Genomic DNA, 22,906 nt, shown 5'->3' on the forward strand with positions numbered 1-22,906 from the left:
CGATTAACCTAGATCCACTAAATATAAAGGGATTAGACAAAAATAGTATGACATTTAATTCTAATACTGTAATATTTATCTTTTTTCAGAATTAGCCAGTTTGAGTACTAGCTTAAATTCGGAGCTAAATTTTGTAATTGTTCTGCGGCATAATAGCACTGAAAACTGCGAATACTCTCAATTTTTTGAAAGTTATATTCAAAATCTTCATTTGCAGCTCACTGTTCCATAGTTTCTCCCTCTCCTAACGAAGCATCATCTTCCATGGTTTCCTTTAACCGATCAACTTTTGCATTTGTTCGCCCTTTATTGCCAAAAGTAAAATAAGCCATGTTATTTTCACTGATCGGCAATCATTCTAGTCCATTTTCAACATCAGTAGCATTAAGATCTAAATCGTTCAGTTTTTTTAATCCTTTTAAATATCATAAAGAACCATTTCAACGATTATAAATACCTTGATTTATTCGAAGAGAATCATTAGTGCCTAAAAACAAAGTACTTAATTCAGTAAAATCACTAAACTCAGCTAAATTAGCAGTATCAAAATTATTATTACCCAAATGGATAGAATACAATTGAGGGGCTCTTTCGGGTCAAGTTACTTTTTTTAATAAATTATTAGTAGCATCAACTACTTTCAATCTTTCGCAGTTAGTTAAAACTAGATAGTTAATAAGCTGATGAATAATAGTTACTTCTTCTAGATTGGTGAAATCTGACAAATCCAAATTTCCTTTTAATCTAGTAGCATCATCTAAAACAAAAAAACGAGAATTTTGTTCTTGCAACTCTTGTGTCTCCTCTCCTGAATTAGGAAGAATTTTACTAATACATAATTTCCTAACATTGCCTCTTTGATTAAAGGGGATATTAGTATCTAGTCAATTTTGGGCATTTACCATATTCTATATTTTACGTTTTCTAAAATCTAATTATTGCTTCTGTTATAATCAGAACTTTTTACTGTTAGCTCTTGTGTATATGCATAAATAGATTATAAAAGAACAAATAACAATATTTACTAAAAAATAGTAAAAAAACAAAGGTAATAATTATTTAATGCATTAATCTAAATACTAAAATTAAAAATTATGGTAAACACCCAAGAATATTTAGATCAACAATGCCCCAAAGAAATTAGGGGAAAGATTAGTGGTTTAGAAATAAATGATAAAAATTTAGAAGGTCATTTAGACTTAAGTGAATTTGTTAATCTAAAAAAATTAAATTGTTCGGAAAATAAACTGACGAGCATCAATCTAAGCAATAACGAAAGAATAGAATTCGTTGATTGTTCTGATAATTTGCTTACTGATATTGATCTTTCTCACCAAAATCCCGAAAATTTACAAGGAATTATTATTCAGAACAACAACCTCTCTCCACGAGATTTAAGTATTTTTTCCCGTTTTGTTAGGTTAGAAAACTTATTTGTTGGCAACGATGATGAAGAAAAATCAGAGCAGAATATTTATAATCGTTTCCATGGCTCTCTAGAATATTTAAAAGGGTTGAAGCGGTTAGTAAGATTAGACATTAATGGTACTGATATCAATAGTGGTTTAGAACATTTACCTACACAATTTTTAGAGAAATTCTGCTGTGCTGCTAGGAGGAATGGAGCGGGAGTGGAAAAAATCAAAAATACTTTGAGATTAAGTGAAGAAAAAGCTGAAAGCGAAGAGAAAAAAGATAACAAAGAAAAAATTAGGAAAATTAGGGCTTACAAACTCTTCTGCGTTCATCGACAGCAAAGTATTCAATTTGCTCGAACTGTAAATCAATATCAGATGGCAATAAGAAAAATTAAAAGTAAGTTGGATCAGGGCGATTTGTATTTTCTTCTCGCTTGCCAAGAAAATGCATTATGTGTGGTTAAATTATCTCCGCATTTTTCCCAAGAAATTGGCGATAGACTAAGGCATATTAAACAAGGATTAATCGAAGATTTTGAAGCGTTAACTAAGGGAGAAATAGATAAAGTTTGCCAAGCCCAAACTGAGTTTATTGAAGCCAGAATATCACTTAATCAAAGCAGGCGGCAATGGCAAGAAATGGAAGCATTAGTGCAAGTTTATACAGAACTCCATCGATAATTTTAAGTGTTTATCCTCTCCCCAACAAAAAAAACAATATCATCCGAATAAGTATAAAATTCCCTATCTTTATTTTCTTTTTTTTTATCTGTTGACATAATAATAATTTTAGTGTAAAGTAATGTATAATATATATTACACCAAAGTTAAAGGTGCAATGTTATTCAAATTAAGCCTTCGTTCTTGCTCTTAACAGTTAAATTATTACATAATTTATGGGGCCATTCATCTCATCCATTGAATTTAAGTAAAAAATTAACTAATTCTTCATTCAGCATGCCATCTACCACTACTAATAATGTATTCCCTTTTTGCCACAAAAATGTTCGTTATCAGAAAATGAACTTTTATCAGGTTAAATTTCTTGGTGCTGGCAGGATGGTTTATAGATTTATTAATTGTATTTTTTAACTCTTTAAAGTTAACCCTTCTAAATAACTTAGATAATTTTTTAAAAGAGAGTGGGCTTTTTTGTAACTATTTTCGTCCTCTATTCTGTACTTTTTTCAATAACTTTCTTTACCTCATCGGTTTTTTCATTTTCCGTCCTCCAAATTGTATTCTTTTGGAGGTATAAAAGTATCTTTTTCAGTTTCTCGTAACCAAATTACTATTTGCTTTTGCTCTAATTTAATGTCTACAACAGACATATTTCTCATAGTCGTTAAATAAAAATTTATCCCTCCCTTTCATTCTCCTTCCGAAAATAACTTTCGCTTAAAGAGGAAAGAAGAATTTAAGAGATAAGTTGACATTTCTGACAGTCAATTACTCATTTTTTTATCAACTTCTAAAGTTTGTAAAAAGTTTGATAATTCATTGTCATTTATTATCTTACTTACGAATTTTTCTTCATCAATTATTAAATTGTTTGGTTTTTGCATTTCTGCCATTTTGTTGATGATTACATAATTATGCTTTCATTCTAGCAACTCAAGATGACTTTTAAAGTGGCAATTAATTAGAGTTATATTACTTTCGTGTTTTTGAAATTCTATCAATATAATGTCATTTGCTTTAGCCACTGCAATTTGACGACTTGTAAAGTAATTTAACGGAGAAATGCAGATAAGAATAAGATTTTTTTTCTCATCTTTTATATTTCTTTTTCAGAAAATATTATTTTTGTTTTCTAGTATCTCCCTCAAGCGATAAAAATCTCCTATTTCCAAAGCTTCACGATAGCCCAAAATTTGTGTCACTGGATCTTCAGATTTGCTTTTGTTTTTGTATTCAATAAGTACGAAAACTTTTTTTGATATACATCATGCTATTGTATCTATCTCATTTCCCTCTTGGTAAGGTCTGTATTTATGTATTACAAAAGTTAAACCAGGAAATATTAGATTTAAGTTTTCCTCAAAGAATTTATAGACCTTCTCCTCGCTCTCAAAGTTTTCTGTTTTTAATACACTTAGATCTTTGTTTGACATAATAAATTTAGGCAATTATATATTATCACCTATTTTTTTTTATAAAATTACCAAAAAACTCTTTCCATGGAAAATTTTGGTCCAAATCATGTAAAAGTATTATAATTGAAAGATGCCCTTTTTTTGGTTCGATTATTTCTGGGTTTGTTATTGATTTCATTATAAACTATAAACTTAATTTTTGTAAAAGTGACGTTCATCAAGTTGGCAAAATTGTCTAAACTTATGTTCCTATTAACTCTTTCTAGATCAACATTTTTCTCCTTTAAGTGTTTTTCGAAAGTAATTGAAAATGACTCAAAAGTAAGGACCTATTGTGAAAAAAGATTATCCAAAAAAAGATTTAAAAAAAATTTTTTATCTAGTTATTAACGCCACAATTTAATTCTAAAACAATGTTTAATCCCTCTGCTAATTTTTTTAATTGTTTTTCGATTAATGTTCCCATTTTTCTTTTTAAACGACTTTTATCTACTGTGTAGATTTGGTCAGTAAGTATTTTTCCTTTTTTACCTCCTACTTCTATTTCTACTTCAAAAAAGTAAGTTTTGTCAAATTGAGAAGTAATTAAGGCTACAATTACTGCTCCACTAAATTGATTTTGTTTATCGTTGGAGATAATCACCCCTGGTCGGTCTTTTTGGCTTTCAGTCCCTTATGGTTTAGTCTTGAAATCTTTTTTATTAGTCAGTTCTTCTTCGATATTAACTCAATAAATTTCTCCTCGCCTAAATATTCGTTCTGTCATGTTTATTTAACTTTCTTTTTTAAATCAGATAAAGCCGCTTTTTCTCATTCCTTAGTTAATTTTCATCGCTTTTTATCTCGGGCGATTTCTTTATAGGCTATTTCTGGTTCTTGGTCTTTTTGTTCCAATTTTTCAGTGAGAGTTCTTTCCACAAATTCACTAATTTTCCCTTTCCCAATTTGGGTTTTTAATTGTTGATAAAGTTGGGTATTGATCTTGACGCTCAAAACTTGTTTACTTTCCATAATACTATATTTTAATTATTATTGTAATACTGGTTTAACTATTTGTTTTTTTTACTTCTCCTCAAGCGTTATCAAGCAATAAAGACATTTATCTGCTCCATAAAATAGGTGCAAAATTTTTGACAAACTTTATTTCATATTTAATCGATGTATAAGATTAATTTATTCATATTCGGTTCTAAGAAATCAGTAAAGTGATTGTTTCTTAACCCTCAATCCCTCTAAATTAACTAAATGACTTAAAAAGGATAAATCTTGTTCAATAAATTTATTATTTTTAATAGCTAACCCTTTTAACCCTAAATTATTACTTAAATCTAAACGACTTAATTTGTTATTATGACAAAAAAGTATTTTTAAATTAACATGATTACTAATATTTAATTCAGTAAGGTTATAATAATTAACACTCAATACTTCTAAATCTTGTTGGGAATCAATATTTAGTAGGTTGGTTAGTTTATTATAACTAATCTCAAACCCTTTAAGTTTTTTATTATTAGTTAAATTTAAGTTAGTTAGTTGACAATCATAAATAGCTAATTTCTTTAAATTAGGACAATTAATTGCAGGTAGAAAGGTAACTTTTTTCTTTTGATTTAGTTTCTTGTTTTATTTCTTTCTTATCTTTTGTTGGCTTTTCTTGGTTAGATATAGTGAGAAAATTTCTTATTATTTTTAATCGATCTTGTTTAATATTTCTGTTTCTGCATTTTCCTGCTCTATAGGATTTTTCGAGATTGCTTCTTATTCCTTTGATTGGTATATTCATAAGTAAGATTAAAGTTGAAATGTTATCTTTTAAGCCCATCATACAATCTCTAATACATATTTCCCATAAACGTTTTATTCTTAAAAGACTGGTCTCATTTTACTTTCAATGATTGGCACACCTTCTTCTCATTATCTGTTTAGTTTTATCACTTTTTTTATACTGATGAATGAAGAGCTTACAATGATTTATGTAAGAATTTCAGCCATCATCATAGAGTATCCCCCAAAAAAAACATGTAAAATTTCCATTGAAAGTGCTTAAGATTGTTCAAAAAGGGACAATAATAAAAGTTCAAAATAGTTTGATAGCTGTCAAGAGCAAAGATAAGAATTCTGAAAAAGACATTCTAAGAATAAAAACTCTTTTGGATTCTTTTAAATAGTATCATAATCACTTAAGTGTTAACTTTTCATTAGAGTGTCTTTAATTGTTGCCTTTTGGGTAAACGACAATATTAACTGAATACTAATGCTAGTTAGCTAATGATTTATTCTTCGCAAGCAAAATTTGATAACACTAAAACAAATTGGTTGGATTCTAGATAAACGAATTTATTATAAAAGCAAACCATGGAAAGCGTCGTTAAAGAGATAGAATTTAACTTTAGCAAAAAAAAGACCAATAATGTAAGTCTATTAAATTTATTCACATTGATTATTTTTTAAACTTGTTACTGATTTTAATGTGTTTATTTTAAAAAGCATGGCAGCTAGTCAACTTAAAAGTGTATTCGACTGGGGACGCGAAAGCGAGGAAGAAGAGAAAGCAACTTATAAAGTTTGTAATTCTGCACAGAAGGTCTATTACCATGAGTCATCATTTGAAAAACTTAATGTAGTTTGCAAAGCAGCCTCTTTAGATGTATCCAGGTTAAGTAGCTTTTTTGAAAGATCTGGTGTTTCTGTCTACCACGGCGGGAACAATAGTGGTCCTCCTGATGAAAATTTTTGTTCACTTTTGAACAAAGTGAGTTCAGAGCTAAAAAATTTAGGCGAAAGAATCCAGAGGAGTGAAAAGATTAGTACAGGTAATTTTTATTGTCTTAAAGTTATTCAAATTACGCTATTTATTTACAAAACAAATATGTTTTTAAGGTGATAGTATGATTATCAATCTCATTAAGCTTGTTGATAAGTTGAGAGAAAAAATCAAAATCCTGAAAGACGGTATTTTTGAACAGAAGCTGGCTCATGAAAGAAACAAAGAAATGGCAAAATCAGCAGCAAAATCAGCAGCAACGATTATAGGATTAGGATTCGCTCTCATAAGCTCTATTGTTTCTCCCATTGGTGCTTTAATCATTGTAAGTAGTTTAATTCCACTTAGCCATTAATAAAATGATATACAGGCTTATTTTTTTCATTGTAATTTTTAGGCAATTGTTGTTCTAGCTATCGTTATCGTTGTCGAAGCCATGGTTATATGTTTGTTGAATGCAATGATTAGAGATTTGGACAGCTTTTGTGAAAATCTTGAAAAGTTAAAAGGTGTGCTTAATGGAATTGAAGCTGAAACATTTAAAATTAATAATCTAACCCCAGAAACAGGATATCTTGCAAGCGACAATTTTTTTAAACTTAGTATAGAAACCCGTAATCTTGCACGAGATTTAGGTTGTAGTTGTAATTAATCTTGATTGGTTGTTAATTTAGTTGGAAAAGTCTGGCATTGATGAATTTTTTGTTTCTACAGAAATTAAGAGTTAATTCTTTATTTTTTTTCTTTCTTAGTCTTTGACTATTTTTTTACCATGTTTTTTATTTTTCACGATAGTTTTATGAATAAATAAAGTATTTTATTACTAATTAAGCTTTATGATTCAGTATGACAGAGATATTTTAATAATCAGGACAACAAAAATGTTGCTAGAACAATTCTAATTTAAGAACAATTAAGTAATTAATTGTTCTTAATAATCTATAACAATAAAATTACTTTTTTGTATTGTTAACTAATTACTAATGAAAAGCAACAAAAAAAATCGGTAAGGTCCAAAATACAAAAATAGGGCAGTATGAAACATAGTTATTTAAATCATTATAAACAATAAAAATAATATGGCTATTCTTTAGTAAAAAAACATCCTTTCTATCGGGACAAACTTCCAATTTAATTATCGCTTTTAATCTTGCAGAGATGCTGGCGGATTTTTTTTCACTGAGGGATGTTATCAAGGATTCAGAAGAAAAGGTTTTTTTTGACATGTCTTTTGAAAAAACATGAATTACCAACTAATCGGGCTATCATCAACTCCTCTCATCATCTTTCAAGGCCCTGCTATATTTGGTCTTTTTCATCCCGCGATAATAGCTCATTCAACTCTTTTTTTGTTTTCTCGAAGAAAATTAATTTTTTCCTGAGAATTTTTTAGCTTTTCTCTTAATTCAGTTGATATTTTATTCAATGACAAGACAACTCCTGTAATCACCCAAAAATATATTGAATGACTTAGCAGAAATCAAGCAAAGTATCTAAGCAAGATTTTCATAAATTCTTAGCTGAAGATTAAACTTCCTTTTTCGTCGTTCTTTCAGTTTCTACTAAGCATATTTAGTCTATCGATAGAATGTCAGTCACTTTTAAGAACTCAGCTTCAATCATTTTACTTAGATAATCAGAGCAAAAACTCAAGGAAAAATTAAAATACTACTATTTTAATAATTAATTTCCGTTTTGTTATTTATTTCTTTCACTAAAACCTGATAAGTTTCTGTGCTTTCGAGCCAAAAATTTGACGATAAGGATTTATTAGACAATATTGTTTTGTGTCTTTAATGAGAGTCCCGTTCTTTATGCTTTTTAAAATTCTCTTTCTAACTATTTGAATATTTTTTACTTACATTTTAGAACAATAAGCAGTTTCAGCTATTGTTACATTGTGATAATAAATACGCTGTTTTTGTTAACATTTTTATTAATTTACCTAAAAAATGAAAATTTATTCAGTAACTAGCTTAATTTTGATTAATTTAATGATTGCAAGTGAGTAGCTTGCAAATAATTATAGTTTTATGAATAAAACTATAATTTACTATTCTTTATTTTTGTTTTTAGGTTGGGTAGTAGCTGATGATGATGGTCCGCCTTTTGGACATTGCTCAGTTCCAGTTTTTCATCCTGGGAATGATTATCCTAATTATTTTTCTGATGAGGGAGGTGATGATTTTTTTAATTGCGTAAATGATCCAAACTCAGTCATGGGATGTCCAGATATTAACACTGCTAAAAATTGCATTACTAAGAGAGTCTCTTGTCGCTTAAACGGAAATGAGTTTTTTGGCAGTTGTAGTGGTTCTCGTTGTTCCTATTACTTCGGCACAAATGACAAAGTAGTTTGCTTACTTGGTCACATGAATGGTCACACACATCCATATGATAATCGCAAACCTGAAAACAAAGAAAAATAAACAGAAGTTTTCAATTAATCAATTTACCTAACTAGTTTCTATTTTTTATCTATATTAGAATATATTTAGAATACAACAGATTTGCATTAAAGCAAAATAATTATTTACTTATCATAAAAAGTAATAAACTAAAACAATTAAATTTGAATCTTTCTAAATGTAACGAGTATAATTAGCGAAATTTTATTAATTGATTCATCAAATATGTCCAGTCTAGATAGTTTTTAGTTATTTTCATCATGAGATCAACACTGTTTATTATCCACTCTCGTTTTTTTAATCAATAAACCCTTCGGCTCAATTACTATAATCTATTTCGGTGTGATGATTGGTAAATGCCCAAACATGATTAGACAAAAAATATTCCAAAGATAGAACTTGTCAAAGACCAAAAGACGAAGAAAATTATAGCAAAACAAGAGAAAAAATAATTGAGTTTAACTACTTTTTACCTTTTCTCTCTTTTCTTTTTCTTAAAAGAGTTTTGCGTCTTTTTTGGTATCTCAGGTCGATTCTGCCACATATAAAAAAGTTTTTAGTTGGTGAGAGTAATTATTTATTTCTCGGTCCAGAAAGGTCGGAGGATTTTAACTTGACACTGTTATTCATCAAACTGTTCTTCCTCAAGAGGAATTCTACCAACTCCATCTATATCGAAACAAATTATAATTTCAGGCGTAACTTGCTCTTCAAAATAACTCTCATATGTTTGCGGTCCATATATTACGTTGAGCACAGAACCTGCTGCCAAAAAAGTTGCTGCTGTTATTCTAGTTACTTCTATAATGCCTTTCATGTTAATTTTATATTTGTAACTTTTTTATTTTGGTGTCTTAATTCGTTTGCATCTTTATTTTTCATCATCATGTTTATATGTTTGTGATTTTATTTTGGTATTAAATTATTGTTAATTTAGCGTTATTTGCATTGTGAGTGGAAAATAAATTCCACAATTTGGCTTAAAACTTGGTTACTATGTGAATTGTTTAATGTATCATTTAAATATGGTATCACATAGTAACCTTGCCAAGACCTGCGATTAACCACGCTAGCATTGAAAAAATGAAGCATTTAAAAAGCTGTTAGTTTTTTTTTACTTATATTGCTAATATTTCAGATACGATATGCTAAAATAATTGAACTACCAATGCTTATAGAGCTAAGAACAGAACTTAGAACGATAATATTCTGCTTTTCTTGAGCCACTATCTCTAACCTATTTTCAACCTCGGAATTATAAACTTGTACTAGCTCATCGTAATCACAGGCTTCATTGACTTTCTTGATAAATTCACTATTACTGATGTTTATATTTTTTCCTGATTCAATAACTTTGTTAACTATTCTAGTACTTGGTTTTTTCGAATTATTCATTTGTTCTTGTAAATCATGAATAACTTTATCTTTATCATCAGTAGGCGGAGTTATTTTGTTCCTGATTTCTTGAATTACTAACTCTAATGCGTTTTCTCTCTCTCTTTCAGTGGAGAGTTCAAGGTCGGTAATAATCTTGTTAATGATTCTCATTTCAACTTCTTGTTTTTCTTTGTTATAGTGTTCTTTTTGTTTAGTTAGTTTTTCTCGTTCATCTGCTAGAGCTTGTTTAATAGTTTCGTAATCAATGTGGGAGCAACTTGGGATTTTATCTAATAGGTCTTGTAATTCACTATCACTTATTTTACCACTTAGTTTAGCGCTTATTCTTCTAAATTCATCACTTTCAATTAATCTACTATTATAATCATTATGAAGGGCTAAATGACAACCAACACAATTATGGTTATCTATTTGTTCTTGAAGTTTGTTAACTTCCTCTCTTTTTTCGTTATAACCAATAAAAGCAGCAACACCAGCGAATTCTAATGCTCAGCTACTTCATGATTTTTGTTGCTGATTATCTTTCAATTGTTCAACTAATTTACCTATTTGGAATTCTTTCTCTTGAACATTTTCAGCCAATTTAGTTATTTCACTACTTTTGTCTTGGTTAGTTCGATAAAGACTATTTAAGGATTTAAGTAGTTCAGCATTTATTAATTGGGTTTGGTTAAGTTCATGCTGAGTAAAGGTGTAATAATTCGCTAATCTGGTATTGTTATTTCAACTTTCGGTTAAATTACCTCTTAGATAATTAATATCTTCCATAGTAATATTGTGAGCAAGATTGGGTTCTATTCCTTGATGAGGGTTATTAAAACTTAAACTATTTGTTGCTTGGTAATTTCTTGCCATATAACCAGTTCCAGCATATGCCAGCACTTCTCCTGCTTTTAGAGCAACACCAGTTGCTAACTTCATAGTTCGCTTTGGATTTCTAAACATTCTTTTGACATCTTTGACAGAATTATCAACTTTTTCTTTACTTCATTCAGTTCAAGATTGTTTATCATCAATAGTTTCCTCATCGCTAGATTCACTGTCGCCATAAGAACTTTCGACATCAATAAGTTCTGTTTCATCTACTATCAGTTGTTCAAAGTTTTGCACCTGCTCCTCAAGACCTTGCATGGCTTCATTAAGAGTAATCATGTTTTTGCTTAATTCATCATTTTCTTGACTTAGCCGATTATATTCTTCAATAGTGATATCAGGACGATTATCTCTTTCTCTAATGCGGTCATCGAGAGCTTTTTCTAGGTCTTCTTTTTCGACTAATAATTCAGCATATCTTCAGTTGGCCAAATGATTCTCTTCTATTTCATCATAGGTCTCTGCTTTTTCAGCCACTAAATATTGAACTTGCTTTTCTAATTTTTTATTATCCTTATTTAGTCGACTATTTTCTTGGGATAAAATATTGGAGATTTCTCATAATCTTTTTTCTGAGGCTTGGGAATTCTTTAGATCGTCTGATGATTGAATCTGATTATTGTTTTGATCAGTTAGGACATCTCTTAATTCTGCCACCTGTTCATTCAATTCATTGTTATTTACAGTAGCCCGATTTCGTGAGGAAATGGTTCACCTAAGTTCGTAATTCAGATCATTAACAAGAGTTAATAGTTCTTTAATGGTTAATTCTTGCTGATCAATTTGTTCCTCTAAACGAATATTTTTATCTTCATTTTCTTTGTCTTTAGTTTGATCCTTTATGTTCTGCTCTACGCTTTTCTTTAAGGAAGAAGTTAAAATTTCTATTTGTTTAACTAAGTCACCATTCTCTTCTAGTTTTAACAATTGTTTAATATGATTTATCTTATCATCATCTAATAAAGTAATATTATCCTCCGTTTTGTAGGTTAGTTTTAATTCTTGGTTGATGGAATTTAATAATTCTCGAGCCTTAAATAAAACTCTGAAACTAACCACTTTATCGTTGCTATGTTTAGGCCAGTTATTTCTTAAATCAGAAAAGTAAAGATTATCAGTATCTAATTCAACATCATTTTCAGTTTTTTCATATCTCACCATTCTTAATAGTTCATTAATAGATTCTTTATATCTATCTGACTCATCAGCTTTATCTGCTATTATTTCCCATCCATCTTGAATAGTATCAGATTGGGTTCTCAAATTATTAATTGAAATTCTTTCCTCAGGTTTATTTTTAGCTTTTTCGTTTGTAGCTATATCTTTTTCTGACAGCTGAGCTTCTAGATGTTTAATCTTTTCATCACTTTTTTTATGATGAACAGCATAATCCAAAAGGGCTCACAAGTATTTGAATAGGTTTGGATATTGGACTTTTACTTCTTGAAATCGTTTATCCTTTACTTTTTCATCTTCTTCGCTCCAATTTCAAAAACGTAATATTTCAGGAGTTTTAAAGAAAACTCCACCACTTAAAGATTCGTTTTTGTTTACTTTTTCGTGAAGTTGCTTTTCAGCCTCGTTTAATTTGACATCATCCTCATTGGTATTTTTTACCAATTCAGCTACTTGGGTTAATCTTTCTTCATCTACTCCAATAAATCCTCCTTGCTTATTAGTTTTAAAAATAGTTGGTAACTGATTAATTATCTTATCGTTTTCTACACTTCAGTAAAATAGTCGAGGCAGATTGTAATAGTTATGCAAATAATACCCTATTTCAGATAACTTGACCCCTAGCAAAGTTTCGGCTAGTTCAACAGATTCTTTAGATTGATTTAATTCAGTTAGTTCATTTTCCCAATTTTGATAATTAGAATTAAAAGTAACTATAACAGCTTTAACAGCTTTGCGATATTCTTCATAAATATTTCTATTTTTGACAGCAAGCATATTTAAAATTCCCCTAGTAGTTTGAGCAAAATTAACTTTAGCTGTAGTAAGAATGTTAGAACAAATTTCTTCAGCTAACTTCTGAACTTCCTTTAAACTTTGTTTTTCTCTTATTTTACTTTTTCAATAACTTTCATCGTCACTACCCTTTTGAATTCTCAGCTGTCTGGTAGCAACTTCTTTTTGCTTTTTTAAATCCTTGATAAATACAATTCAAAATTGTTTAGCAACTTTTAAAGGGTCCTCAGCTTGAGTTGGTGAATTAGGTCGAGATTGAACTAGAGTATTGTTTAAGTTTTGATTAAAATTTTCAGTTGATCCCTCAGCTGTTTGTGTTTGTCTTTTTAATAACTCAGTTACTTTATTTTCATTAATCTTGGCTAAATTTCCTTCCTCATCTAAATCAAAAATAATATCTTTTAAACAAGTAATCTTTCCTACTTCCTCATATCAAAATGCTCAACTAAGTAAATTGCCGTTTTTAGGTCTATCAAAAGTTGATATTTTATCCAATTTTAATCCTATTTTGTCAGGAAGTTGTTTAATTTTCTCTTTTGAACTTCTTCATTTCTCAGCATCATCCTTTCAATCTTGCAAACGAGCTTCGGTTTCAGATCTATAATCACGATTCTGTTCATTTTCCACTCTTCCTACTTTAGTCACTATTCAATCTAATCATTCTTTAGCTTCTGCTTTTTTGACAAGAAAGTCTCGGTAATATTGTTCTCTTTGTTTTATTATATCTAAAGTCGCTTCTTCAATATTAGTAGTATCTATGATTTTGCTATTAAGCTCAACTCGATTGAGTTCAACTTGTAATTCTCCTAATTGTTTTCCTAGTTCTTGAGCATTTTCTTTTCACAATTTTTTTTCTTCTTCAATTCTAGCTAGTTTTTTTTTTAATTCTCTTATTTCTTCATCTAATTCAGCAATATCTCTTACTATTTCAAATTCGTTACCTTCCTCTTCTTCTCCTCAATCAAGCAACTGATTAGTCAATAATTGTTTGCTCTTATTTAAACTATCTTGTAAGGACTTTGTTTGTTCCTTAGCGTCTTTTAGTTGAGTATTAACAAAAGTATAATTATTTAAGAAATCTTTTAAAACAGTTAGATTATACTTAAAACTTCCAGAAATTACATCACCATGATCATCTAAAACTAGTTCGTGCTTGATCAAAGGCTCTCCTTTATATTCAAATCCTTTCAATAATTCTCCAAATTCTCTAATATTTTGAGCTTGTTTTCGAGAAAGGTCTCGGTTTTCTTGACTCGCTTCATTTCACTCATCAATTTTCATCATTTCTTGGATTATTAGTTCGGTTTGTTTATAATCATCGATTAAAACCTCTCTGTTTAAAAGAGCAATTCTAAAATCTATTTGTCGTCTTGTTTCTTTTAATTCATCGCCAATATCTTCGCCCAACAAATCGTCAATAGAATCTATATCATGTTTGTCTAATTTTTTTGCTCAATTTTCTAATTTTGTTATCTTTTCTCGTATAAAATCATCTTTGTTTTTCAAAATTCTTTTACTTTTATAAATTTCATCCTTTATTCCTCTTTTTATTTCTTGTAATTCTACTTTTGTTACCATAATATTATTTACTTTTCGATTAATATTTGATTTATAGTTAAATCATTTAGCTTCTCCTCTAGTTCTTTGAGCTCTTTAATCTTTTGATCCTTTTGTTCAGTGATTTTTTTGATTTGTCTTTCTCTTCATTCTTTATTTAGGGGATTGTTGTCGAGCCTGGAATTTGACTCTCTTTTTAATCTTTTATTTTTTTCTTTCAGTCTCTTATTTTCCACATTAAGTTGTAAAATATTCTGACTAAACCCGGCAAGAGTTGTTTTTAGCTCGGGTATGTTTTTACGATAAAATTCGTCCATTTGTTTTTGCATTTTTTCGGCTTCTTCTCGTTCCATTGCTAATTCATCTTTTAGATTGGTACTTTTTTTTTCTAAGTCTTCGATTCTTGTTCAAAAATACTGAGTACTAGAAAATTGAAATTCTTTACTTAGATAAGGGAGATCTTGCAATCGTTCTAGTAATTCTCTATCGCCACTTAAAATTTTATCAACTACTTCCTTCTTTTCTTCTTCAGTTCAATTTTTGCTAAGAGTCATTTCTTCGAAAAACGACAATTCTCTTTCAGCAAACTCATTAATTTTCTTCTCGTAAGATTTCAATTTGCCCTTTTTAAATTCTTTCTCATCAGTTAGTAAGCGAGACAAAACAATTAAATTTCGAGCAGTCACTTTTTTGCCCAAATTATAAATAGAAACACTATCAAGACAATTAAAATGACGTTCTTTTCCACAAATTTTATGATATTCAAAATCTCCCACTTTGTTAAAATCATAATTAAATATCCATTCATCTAAATCAGAAATATCAATCAATTTTTCTAGTTCTGAAAAAAGAGGTTTTCGACTATCATTTCATTGCTTTTGAACTCATCCTTGAGGATCATTATTAGGATAAATTATTTTGGTTAGAGAGTTTTCTCTACAATCAAAATATAAAAAAATAGAACAACCACTTAAATCCAATTCACCAGTCCTTATATTATCTCAACCCTTAAAACGTTTAAGGTGTTTTTTTACTCCCAAAGTCAATTTAGTAAATGGAGTCCTTAATCATTTTGATCCAGTCAAAGAATGATTGTCTAAAAGTAAATGCTCTAAATTTACATATTCACTTAAATCTAATTCTCCTCCTTCTAGCAGTTTATCAACAACTCATGTACATTCAGCTCTGCTTCAAGTTTCTAATTCTTTATTTATTTCTAAAACATCAATCTCTTTAACTTTTTTTCTTTCTTCTTTAGTTTTATATTTATTGTCTAAATATTGTTGTAGCGTTGTCATTATTACATTATTAAAAGTTATTAACGTTAAATATGGTGATAATTATTGATACTTGTATAAGAATATTTTAGTGCTCAATAATGATAGTAATGATTTTTTTATCCTTAGTTAATTTTTTCACTTTTCTTTTTCATTGTCCGCGATTGTTTTTATCCATGGAGTTTCATGCTTCGTCTAAAATTAAGACTTTGCTGCCTCTTTCATTGTCATAAGAAGCGTAATTATCTTTCGTGATAACATCTTCTAATTCTTGAATTTGTTTTTCTCCTTCAGAACCTTTTTTTAACAAAGTATGATTAGAGGAGTAGGCAATTTGCTTGCGTCAGTATTCTAAATCGATTTCCTGTAAATTATAGCGATTATTAATGATAATTTGTCCTTTTTGTGGCTTCAATAGTCCTAAAATGAGCAAAATAATAGTAGATTTGCCGGTACCATTTCGTCCCTCTAATTCAGTGATTTCTCCTGCTATAATTATTTTGTTAAAGTTTTTCAAAAGATATTTTTTTTGGCTAGGATAGCGAAAACAAACATCTTTTAATTCGATTTTTTGAATAAGCTCTAAAAGACGAAAACTAATCTTTTTATCTTTTAGTCAAGAAACAGTCATCTGGTAAAAGTCAAAAAAACGATGATTGGAAGCAAGAACGCCAGGCAGATCTCAGGTAGCAGTTAAAACACTTTTTAATTGTTTAAGAGCATCATTTATTAATTTAGTGGCTTCAAAGTTTAAAGTAAAAAAAAATAGAACTACTCCAGCTGCTCGAGGCAGAAAATGATTTGGATAGATTCCATTAGCCACAATTAAAAATTTGTCTTTAATTCGTCTTTTGGTATTATTTTTTACTATTTGACCAACTTCTTTTAAGAAAACTCCGCTTAATTCCTTCTTTTTTAGTAGTTCAATATTATCTAATAGATTATCGATTTTTTGATTTTCTTGGTCCGATGATTGCTTGAACTTTTTTTCTTTCTTTGTTATTAACCATTGTAATAAAGTAACCAAAAATAGAGTAAAAAAGACCGTTCCAAACACTATCAAAACACCTTTTCATAATTTGTCTGATTTAACTTTATCTCGCAGGGTTATAACAGTTAACCCGAGAGTAACTAAAGTATCAGCTCCTTGATAAAAGATTTGGTTAAAATTTTGCCCTTTGTTGCCACCAGCAAAATACAAGCTTATCAGTGGAATATCTAACAAAAGAATATTGCGCAGTCGGTTTTTCACTGCTTGAGCTTCTAAGTAAGGAAGTTTGACGTAACGGGCCAGGGAAATTTTAATTAATTGCTCCCGAATTTTGTCCTCTAGAGTATATCCTAAATACATGTGAAGATAAGCTAAATGGGTATAAATCAGAGTCGCAACTAGATAGCAAACTATAAATAAATTTAAACCTAATTTATAATTTTTCCAAGGCGAAGGAAAAGAAAAAGTACGATTTTGAATGATTTTTAAATTTTCGGTAAAATTACCTCCAACTTTTAACCCTTCAAACATTTGCAAAGTGCCAACGGTTAACAAAAAAAATTTTCCAAGTAGAGCCAGAATGGATGCTCCTCAGTGAGCTAATATTCATCATATTAATTTTCTTTTAATTATTCGAAAAGTAAAATTACGATTTAAACCAACAAGAAATGAATAGGCCAAAAAAACTAGAAAAAAACAAACTAAAAAAAAATTCATATTTATAGTTATTTTATAAGCATATTTTTGGCAGAGAGAAGATATCCTAACATTTATTTTTGTTTAAGGCTCTGTATCATTGTTATACTATTATGTCTTTGATGACTTTTTGATTAGAGTGAACTACCCACCAATTATAGAAGTAGAGGGGGTCTTCTAACAAATCAGAAATTATTTCTTAATTCTACACAGCTTCCAGCGAAAATGCTTCTTGAAGGCTGGTTCCCAATCCCTTTGCGCGTTTTAGAATATTATGGCAGCATAATATCTCTATTATCTAGGTAATTGCAATAAGAGCAATTCATCACAATTGCTACACATATTTGACTTGCATGCTTCAACTTTCGATCTTATCTAAATGAGAAAGGAATAATTGACTATGTTTTAGATTGAAGTCCGATTGGGGATAAGTGAAACTATCATATCTCCCAAATGGTTTAAATCTCGAATAACCAGCTTTGTCTACTTGGGTTTTTAATCTCCGAAAGAAGTTCTGAAAACTCTTATTAACTCATCGAACTATATCTTGGAGAACTTGAGAATGAACTCCTTTTAAAAAAAGATTAGCTTCTTTCCTAATTAGTAAAGAATTAATTATGCTCAGAACAAGTTATTTTCTCTTTCTCTTTTTCGTATTTATCCCTCTTTTCAGCAAGAAAATCGTTATAGAGTAGCCGACAAGTTTCCAAAGTTTTTCTAATTTTTCTTTTTGTTGCTGATTAGGATACAAACGATATTTAAAGGCTTTGGTAATTATCGCTTCATATTTAAATACTCAATTAGTTAGCCAAGAAGACGTTAAACAAATGGCTAACTAGTTCATTAGCCTTTTGTCGTAATTCATCCCCTACTTAATTCTTGATACAGTATAGTATTCTTCATCGTCACTATCGTCTTCTTTAGTGTATATAACTTTACTTCTGGAAATAAAAAATTCATTATTAAATTTCCTAATTAATCTTTCGGCGACTTGGTCTATTTTATTTTTGTTTCCTACTTGCTCGGCAATTTTTCCAGAAACTCCGTCACCAAATTTGACTTGGGCATTAGCCGCATTAACGATAACACTGGCTCTATGGAGATTTTTATCGCGAATATCTCCTTCTTTGCAAACAACGCATTTATCTAGTTTGTTTTTTAATCTGATTACTAAATAAGGATGTTTTATGTTATCATGAAATAAATCTTGCAATTCTGCCTCAAAGGACTTTGAGAAATATTTATAATCTCCTCCTCAATCAATAAATATAATTTTTTTTAAATGTGGCATTTTTTCTAATTGATGAACGGCTCCAATGATTATAGCTTGAGCTAATTTTTGTGGATCACAATTACCAAGATAGATACCTCCACCAACTAACGGAATGGCTAATTTTTCGACTTCTTTATCCGGATTATTGGCTAACTGGTCAGCAATAATAATCGAATTTTGCACTGATTTAACTACACAATTAATAAAATCTTGGTCGTTAGAAAAACTACTTCTAGGATTTGGTGCAGCATGAATAATGTGGGTTATTCCTTTGCTGTTAAGAATAGATGAACCGTTGTCGTTGCCATCAAGAGTGTCAGTTAGAAGAGCTGAACCAGCCGGAAGAAATTTTCATTCTCCCCTAATATTTTCGAGAAATTCTTTTTCAGAAATTCCAGCTGCGGAAACAATGGAAGAACCATATTCAAGTTTTTGATGTTTTTGAGTAACTTCAATTGCCGCATATTTTTCGGTGCCAAGAGAATCATCAACCGGGGGATTTGTTCGACGTTTTTTCCGATAAGGGGGGTGAAGTGAGTTATTATTTCTTAAAAGTCAGAATAAAAAAGCTGCTGTTACTACGCTGCCGATCATCATTAACAAGAAATATTTTAATTTTTGTTTCATGGTAAATTTTTTTATTATTGCATTTATTTACTTAATTTCAATCAATTTTCCATAAATATAGACCTGCTGCCGGGGCAATATTTTTATATTTGTAATTCTTTTTCGCAAAATTAGTCATTTTTTCTTTTAGGTCAGCGATAGTTTGTTTTCCCTCATAGCAATTAATAACTTCTCCGATTATGGCTCGGATTTGGTAGCGCAAAAAACTTTTAGCAGTAATGCTAATGATAATGATATTTTCTCTTTTTCAACTTTTTAGCGAAGTAATTTCTCTTTCGGTATTAGTTTTTTCTCGCTCTTGCCAGCGACAATAGGAAAAATTAAAAAAGTCGTGTCTGCCTTGGAAAATTTGAAGAATATTATTTATTTTTTTGGCTTCAAGTAATTTGTTATATTCTCAGCAGTATTTTTTTTGAAAAAAATTATATTTTCCTACATTGATAAAATAGCGATACTCTTTACTTAAAACATTATAAATAGGATGAAAATCACAGCTTACCTTTTCAACTTTTTTAACAAAAACATATTTTTTAAGAGAGTTTTTTAGTAAATTAAATAACTGTTTTTTATTAATATTAAATGTAAGACGCAGGGTAAATTTTTGATCACAAGCGTGAACTCCTTTATCAGTACGACTAGACGCTAAAACGCTAATCGTCTGCTTAAAAATGCTGCTAAGTACATTTTCTATACATTCTTGAATAGTCAATTTATTAGGTTGTTTAGCTCATCCAGTAAAATCACTACCGTCGTAGGCAATAGTTATTAAGTAAAAATACATTCTTTTTTGTAAAAAAAATATCTATTTACTCTCGTCAGATAACAAATCTTTTTTTTGATAATTTTTATAGGAAAAAAATAAAAGGAGAGAAGCTAAGAAAATAGTTGTTACTACAACTGTTAACATAGAGATTAAACAATTGTTTTTTGCCCATTTAAGAAGTTTTCCAGCTGATTTAATTTGATCTTCAAACCTGCTTTCTATAATTTTATAAATAGGAATTAAAATAAAAGAAGATATAAGAAGTGCAAGTTTAATAGATCATTTAATAATAGGATATAAGATAGATTCTAAAGAAGATAAAGCAAAAATTAAAACTAATAAAGGGAGGATAAAAAACAATGGAATGATTAAATAGTGAAAAGCTAAAAAAGAAATACTTTGGGGTAGAGATAAAGCCTGAAAAGCAGGCGCATTTTTAAGAACAAAATTAATAGGTACAGAGAAAGCAATTGTATATAAAATAAAAAAAGAAAAAGCTAGGGTAAATAGTTTTTTTCAGAAAAATTTTTTACGATTATTGTTTATTTCGGTGGAAATAAAAAATTCATCAATACCAGACCTTACAGATGCGTGAGATAATTCTTCAACTAATTTCACAATCGATCAAGATAATGGTAGAACAAATAAGTAAAGAAGATTATCCTTAACTAAGAAAGAAACAGTAATAAAAAAGTCATTAAAATCAACAGAAGAATTAGGCGGAGTATTTGTCGTTGTTTGGTTAGCAACAACAGCAGCAATAATTATTAAATTAAGAGATAAAGGAATAAGCATCCCTAGGCTAAAAAAAATCTTCTTAAAATAAAATTTAAAAGTGTTTCATAAATTTATTTTTTGATGTTCCATAGTTTATGTATTAAGATATTATTATTATTAATTTTATATATCTCTTTATTATTTATTATAGTCGTTAAACTATTACTAAATTCATGATTTTGAACTCTCTTCCTTTGCAATTTTTTCCTTATCTTCCTTAAGAATTAATCTATTATACATTTCTTCAATATCATCTTTTTTTTCTCCAGTATAAACTATTTTGCCTTTATCAATTAAAGTTATAGAATTTGCCAATCTTTGTAAGTCAGACAGTATGTGACTAGAAATAAAAATAGTTACTCCTTGTTCTTGAAATCTCTTTAGCTGCCTTAACAGAATTGCTCGATGAGAAGGGTCTAAACCGGAAGTTGGTTCATCAAGCACTAAAATTCTTGGACTATGTATTACAGACACAAAATAGAGTAAAATTTTAGTTCACCCCATTGACAATTCTCCGATTTTTTTTTCTCGGTAGTTATTTAGTTCTGATTTTTGTAAATATTCTTCTATTTTTGAATAAGAAATATCCCGTAATCGCCCTACTAAATGAATAAATTCTCCCACTTTCAAACTATTCATAAAAGGAGATTTTTCAACCATAAATCCAACTTTTTGATTAATAAGTTGATCTTTTCCAACTTCTTCTTCACCTAAACTCAATTCTTCAAAAGAATTGAGTTTTACTAAATTCATTAAACTTTTAATAATCGTAGTTTTACCTGCTCCGTTTGAACCGATAAATCCGTGAATATCACCTTTATTAACGCTAAAACTAACATCTTCTAAAACTACCTTGTTTTCAAAAGTTTTGTTTGCTTTTCTAATTTTAACTTCATATTCCATGTTTTCTACTAACATATATATAGTATTTTATTCTTAATGGTGTATGGACAGCATTTAATGATAATATTTATTGTTCCTTTTGTAGTTTCAAGTTTCAAAATGCGTAATTTTTAACCTATACTATGACTAGCTAATATTGTTTAATGATATTCACTAAAATTAAACTTAAGAATGATTAAGACATTAATGAAAATAATTTTTAATAAGTGATGACTAGAATTAGAATTTTGAAGAACTCTATAATTTTTAAGATTTAAACAGTTTAAATGGATAATAAAGAAATTCAATTATTAAAACTTGAAACAGGTATTTTGTGGCCTTATCATGATAAAAAAAAAGCTTTAAGTGCTAGCACTCTCACTAAAATTTTGCGGGAAATAGAGTATAAAGAAATACCAACACATATTCTCCTCAAAGCAGCTGAGCGAGGCAAAAATTTTCATGAAATTATCCAGGGGTTTGTAGAAAATGGTGTTTATCCTCCTTTTGTTGATTCAGTAGAAAATGTCAAGTTAAATAAATTAGACAAGAGAATTTATGAAACAATTAATTTTTTAAAAAAAAACAAATCATTAAAACTTAGCCGCTTTATTGGCAGCGAAAAGCTTCATTACGTTTTCTATAAAGGTAAATTATTAGCTACTTACATTGATTTAGAATTTTACGATTTTGTTGTCGAGTTGAAATCTAATAGTATTAAAACAAGCAAATTGAAATTTGGCCGGGATAATATTTGTCTAGATAGCTTTGAAAAATTATTTGCTAGTCCTTTTGCTTTATTAATTTTTGAGATTCAATTACTTATTCAATATCTTTGCACTGGCAAAAATATCTATCTTTTATGAAGCACCGGAGAAGGAATAATTTTTAACAGATTCAAAATATCAAATTACTCTTTAAAGATTCTCGACATGCTTATTGATTTGAATGATGCTGGAGATATTTATTCATTAAACGTAAAAAAAAATATCATTCAAGAGATAATAAACAAGTATTTAGTTCAATATCAAGATTATCAAGCACTTCTTTAAATTGAATGTAGTAGAGAAATTTCTTCCTCTTGTTTAACAAGGTTTTACAACAAAATTAAACTATAAAGAATTATTGATAGCAT

20 protein-coding genes and 1 pseudogene are annotated in these 22,906 nt (G+C 29.1%); 5 read left to right on the top strand and 16 right to left on the bottom strand.

Annotation, left to right across the window (positions count from 1 at the left end):
- Positions 1-107 precede the first annotated feature (107 nt).
- Entirely contained in the window at positions 108-905 is a 798-nt protein-coding gene (locus GvMRE_RS10830; RefSeq protein WP_147411262.1) for a leucine-rich repeat domain-containing protein, read from the bottom strand.
- Between the two features lie 189 nt (positions 906-1,094).
- Between GvMRE_RS10830 and GvMRE_RS10835 the strand changes: the two genes are divergently transcribed.
- A complete protein-coding gene (locus GvMRE_RS10835) occupies positions 1,095-2,099 on the top strand; it encodes a leucine-rich repeat domain-containing protein (protein WP_147411263.1) in 1,005 nt (334 codons plus the stop codon).
- 407 nt (positions 2,100-2,506) lie between these two features.
- Here GvMRE_RS10835 and GvMRE_RS10840 read toward each other — a convergent pair whose 3' ends face one another.
- From GvMRE_RS10840 to GvMRE_RS10860, 5 genes and pseudogenes are all read right to left on the bottom strand, one after another.
- Complete coding sequence (locus GvMRE_RS10840) at positions 2,507-3,532, bottom strand: hypothetical protein (RefSeq protein ID WP_147411264.1); 1,026 nt, start codon at positions 3,530-3,532, stop codon at positions 2,507-2,509.
- Between the two features lie 361 nt (positions 3,533-3,893).
- Positions 3,894-4,175: pseudogene (locus GvMRE_RS10845) on the bottom strand (type II toxin-antitoxin system PemK/MazF family toxin); the annotation flags it as partial.
- A gap of 107 nt (positions 4,176-4,282) precedes the next feature.
- A complete protein-coding gene (locus tag GvMRE_RS10850; RefSeq protein WP_147411266.1) occupies positions 4,283-4,525 on the bottom strand; it encodes a hypothetical protein in 243 nt (80 codons plus the stop codon).
- A 162-nt stretch (positions 4,526-4,687) separates the two neighbouring features.
- A complete protein-coding gene (locus tag GvMRE_RS10855; RefSeq protein ID WP_147411267.1) occupies positions 4,688-4,939 on the bottom strand; it encodes a hypothetical protein in 252 nt (83 codons plus the stop codon).
- Between the two features lie 148 nt (positions 4,940-5,087).
- Positions 5,088-5,297 (bottom strand): hypothetical protein, encoded by a 210-nt coding sequence (locus tag GvMRE_RS10860; protein WP_147411268.1) that lies wholly within the window; start codon positions 5,295-5,297, stop codon positions 5,088-5,090.
- A gap of 705 nt (positions 5,298-6,002) precedes the next feature.
- On the opposite strand from GvMRE_RS10860, the gene GvMRE_RS10865 reads away from it, so the two are divergent.
- Together GvMRE_RS10865 and GvMRE_RS10870 are read left to right on the top strand one after the other, a co-directional pair.
- A complete protein-coding gene (locus tag GvMRE_RS10865) occupies positions 6,003-6,401 on the top strand; it encodes a hypothetical protein (protein WP_147411269.1) in 399 nt (132 codons plus the stop codon).
- A 1-nt stretch (position 6,402) separates the two neighbouring features.
- Positions 6,403-6,633: a hypothetical protein gene (locus tag GvMRE_RS10870; protein ID WP_147411270.1), complete on the top strand. Its 231-nt coding sequence runs from the start codon at positions 6,403-6,405 to the stop codon at positions 6,631-6,633.
- 891 nt (positions 6,634-7,524) lie between these two features.
- On the opposite strand, the gene GvMRE_RS13955 is transcribed toward GvMRE_RS10870, so the two are convergent.
- Positions 7,525-7,704: a hypothetical protein gene (locus GvMRE_RS13955; RefSeq protein WP_172575382.1), complete on the bottom strand. Its 180-nt coding sequence runs from the start codon at positions 7,702-7,704 to the stop codon at positions 7,525-7,527.
- A 607-nt stretch (positions 7,705-8,311) separates the two neighbouring features.
- On the opposite strand from GvMRE_RS13955, the gene GvMRE_RS10875 reads away from it, so the two are divergent.
- Entirely contained in the window at positions 8,312-8,707 is a 396-nt protein-coding gene (locus GvMRE_RS10875) for a hypothetical protein (RefSeq protein ID WP_147411271.1), read from the top strand.
- A gap of 601 nt (positions 8,708-9,308) precedes the next feature.
- Here the strand turns inward: GvMRE_RS10875 and GvMRE_RS10880 are convergent.
- The 9 genes from GvMRE_RS10880 to GvMRE_RS10920 form a co-directional block, all read right to left on the bottom strand.
- Positions 9,309-9,503: a hypothetical protein gene (locus GvMRE_RS10880; RefSeq protein WP_147411272.1), complete on the bottom strand. Its 195-nt coding sequence runs from the start codon at positions 9,501-9,503 to the stop codon at positions 9,309-9,311.
- Between the two features lie 275 nt (positions 9,504-9,778).
- Entirely contained in the window at positions 9,779-14,506 is a 4,728-nt protein-coding gene (locus GvMRE_RS10885) for a hypothetical protein (protein WP_147411273.1), read from the bottom strand.
- 8 nt (positions 14,507-14,514) lie between these two features.
- Positions 14,515-15,783, bottom strand: coding sequence for a hypothetical protein (locus GvMRE_RS13960; RefSeq protein ID WP_172575383.1), 1,269 nt, complete (start codon positions 15,781-15,783; stop codon positions 14,515-14,517).
- A 67-nt stretch (positions 15,784-15,850) separates the two neighbouring features.
- On the bottom strand, positions 15,851-17,470 hold the full coding sequence (locus GvMRE_RS10895; RefSeq protein WP_147411275.1) for an ATP-binding cassette domain-containing protein: 1,620 nt from the start codon (positions 17,468-17,470) through the stop codon (positions 15,851-15,853).
- Positions 17,471-18,060: 590 nt separating this feature from the next.
- A complete protein-coding gene (locus GvMRE_RS13965) occupies positions 18,061-18,171 on the bottom strand; it encodes a helix-turn-helix domain-containing protein (RefSeq protein WP_281267985.1) in 111 nt (36 codons plus the stop codon).
- A 146-nt stretch (positions 18,172-18,317) separates the two neighbouring features.
- Positions 18,318-19,349 carry a macro domain-containing protein gene (locus GvMRE_RS10905; protein ID WP_147411276.1) on the bottom strand — a complete coding sequence of 344 codons (1,032 nt, stop codon included), beginning with the start codon at positions 19,347-19,349 and terminating at the stop codon, positions 18,318-18,320.
- A 31-nt stretch (positions 19,350-19,380) separates the two neighbouring features.
- The gene (gene truA / locus GvMRE_RS10910) at positions 19,381-20,130 is read right to left on the bottom strand and encodes a tRNA pseudouridine(38-40) synthase TruA (protein WP_147411277.1); all 750 of its coding nucleotides are present in this window, start codon (positions 20,128-20,130) and stop codon (positions 19,381-19,383) included.
- A 21-nt stretch (positions 20,131-20,151) separates the two neighbouring features.
- Entirely contained in the window at positions 20,152-20,979 is an 828-nt protein-coding gene (locus GvMRE_RS10915; protein ID WP_147411278.1) for a hypothetical protein, read from the bottom strand.
- Positions 20,980-21,054: 75 nt separating this feature from the next.
- Positions 21,055-21,807 (bottom strand): ABC transporter ATP-binding protein, encoded by a 753-nt coding sequence (locus GvMRE_RS10920; RefSeq protein ID WP_147411279.1) that lies wholly within the window; start codon positions 21,805-21,807, stop codon positions 21,055-21,057.
- Positions 21,808-22,058: 251 nt separating this feature from the next.
- Here GvMRE_RS10920 and GvMRE_RS10925 point away from each other — a divergent pair, with 251 nt between their 5' ends.
- Positions 22,059-22,823, top strand: coding sequence for a hypothetical protein (locus GvMRE_RS10925; protein WP_147411280.1), 765 nt, complete (start codon positions 22,059-22,061; stop codon positions 22,821-22,823).
- Positions 22,824-22,906: the final 83 nt, after the last annotated feature.

This window comes from endosymbiont GvMRE of Glomus versiforme, from assembly GCF_003546845.1.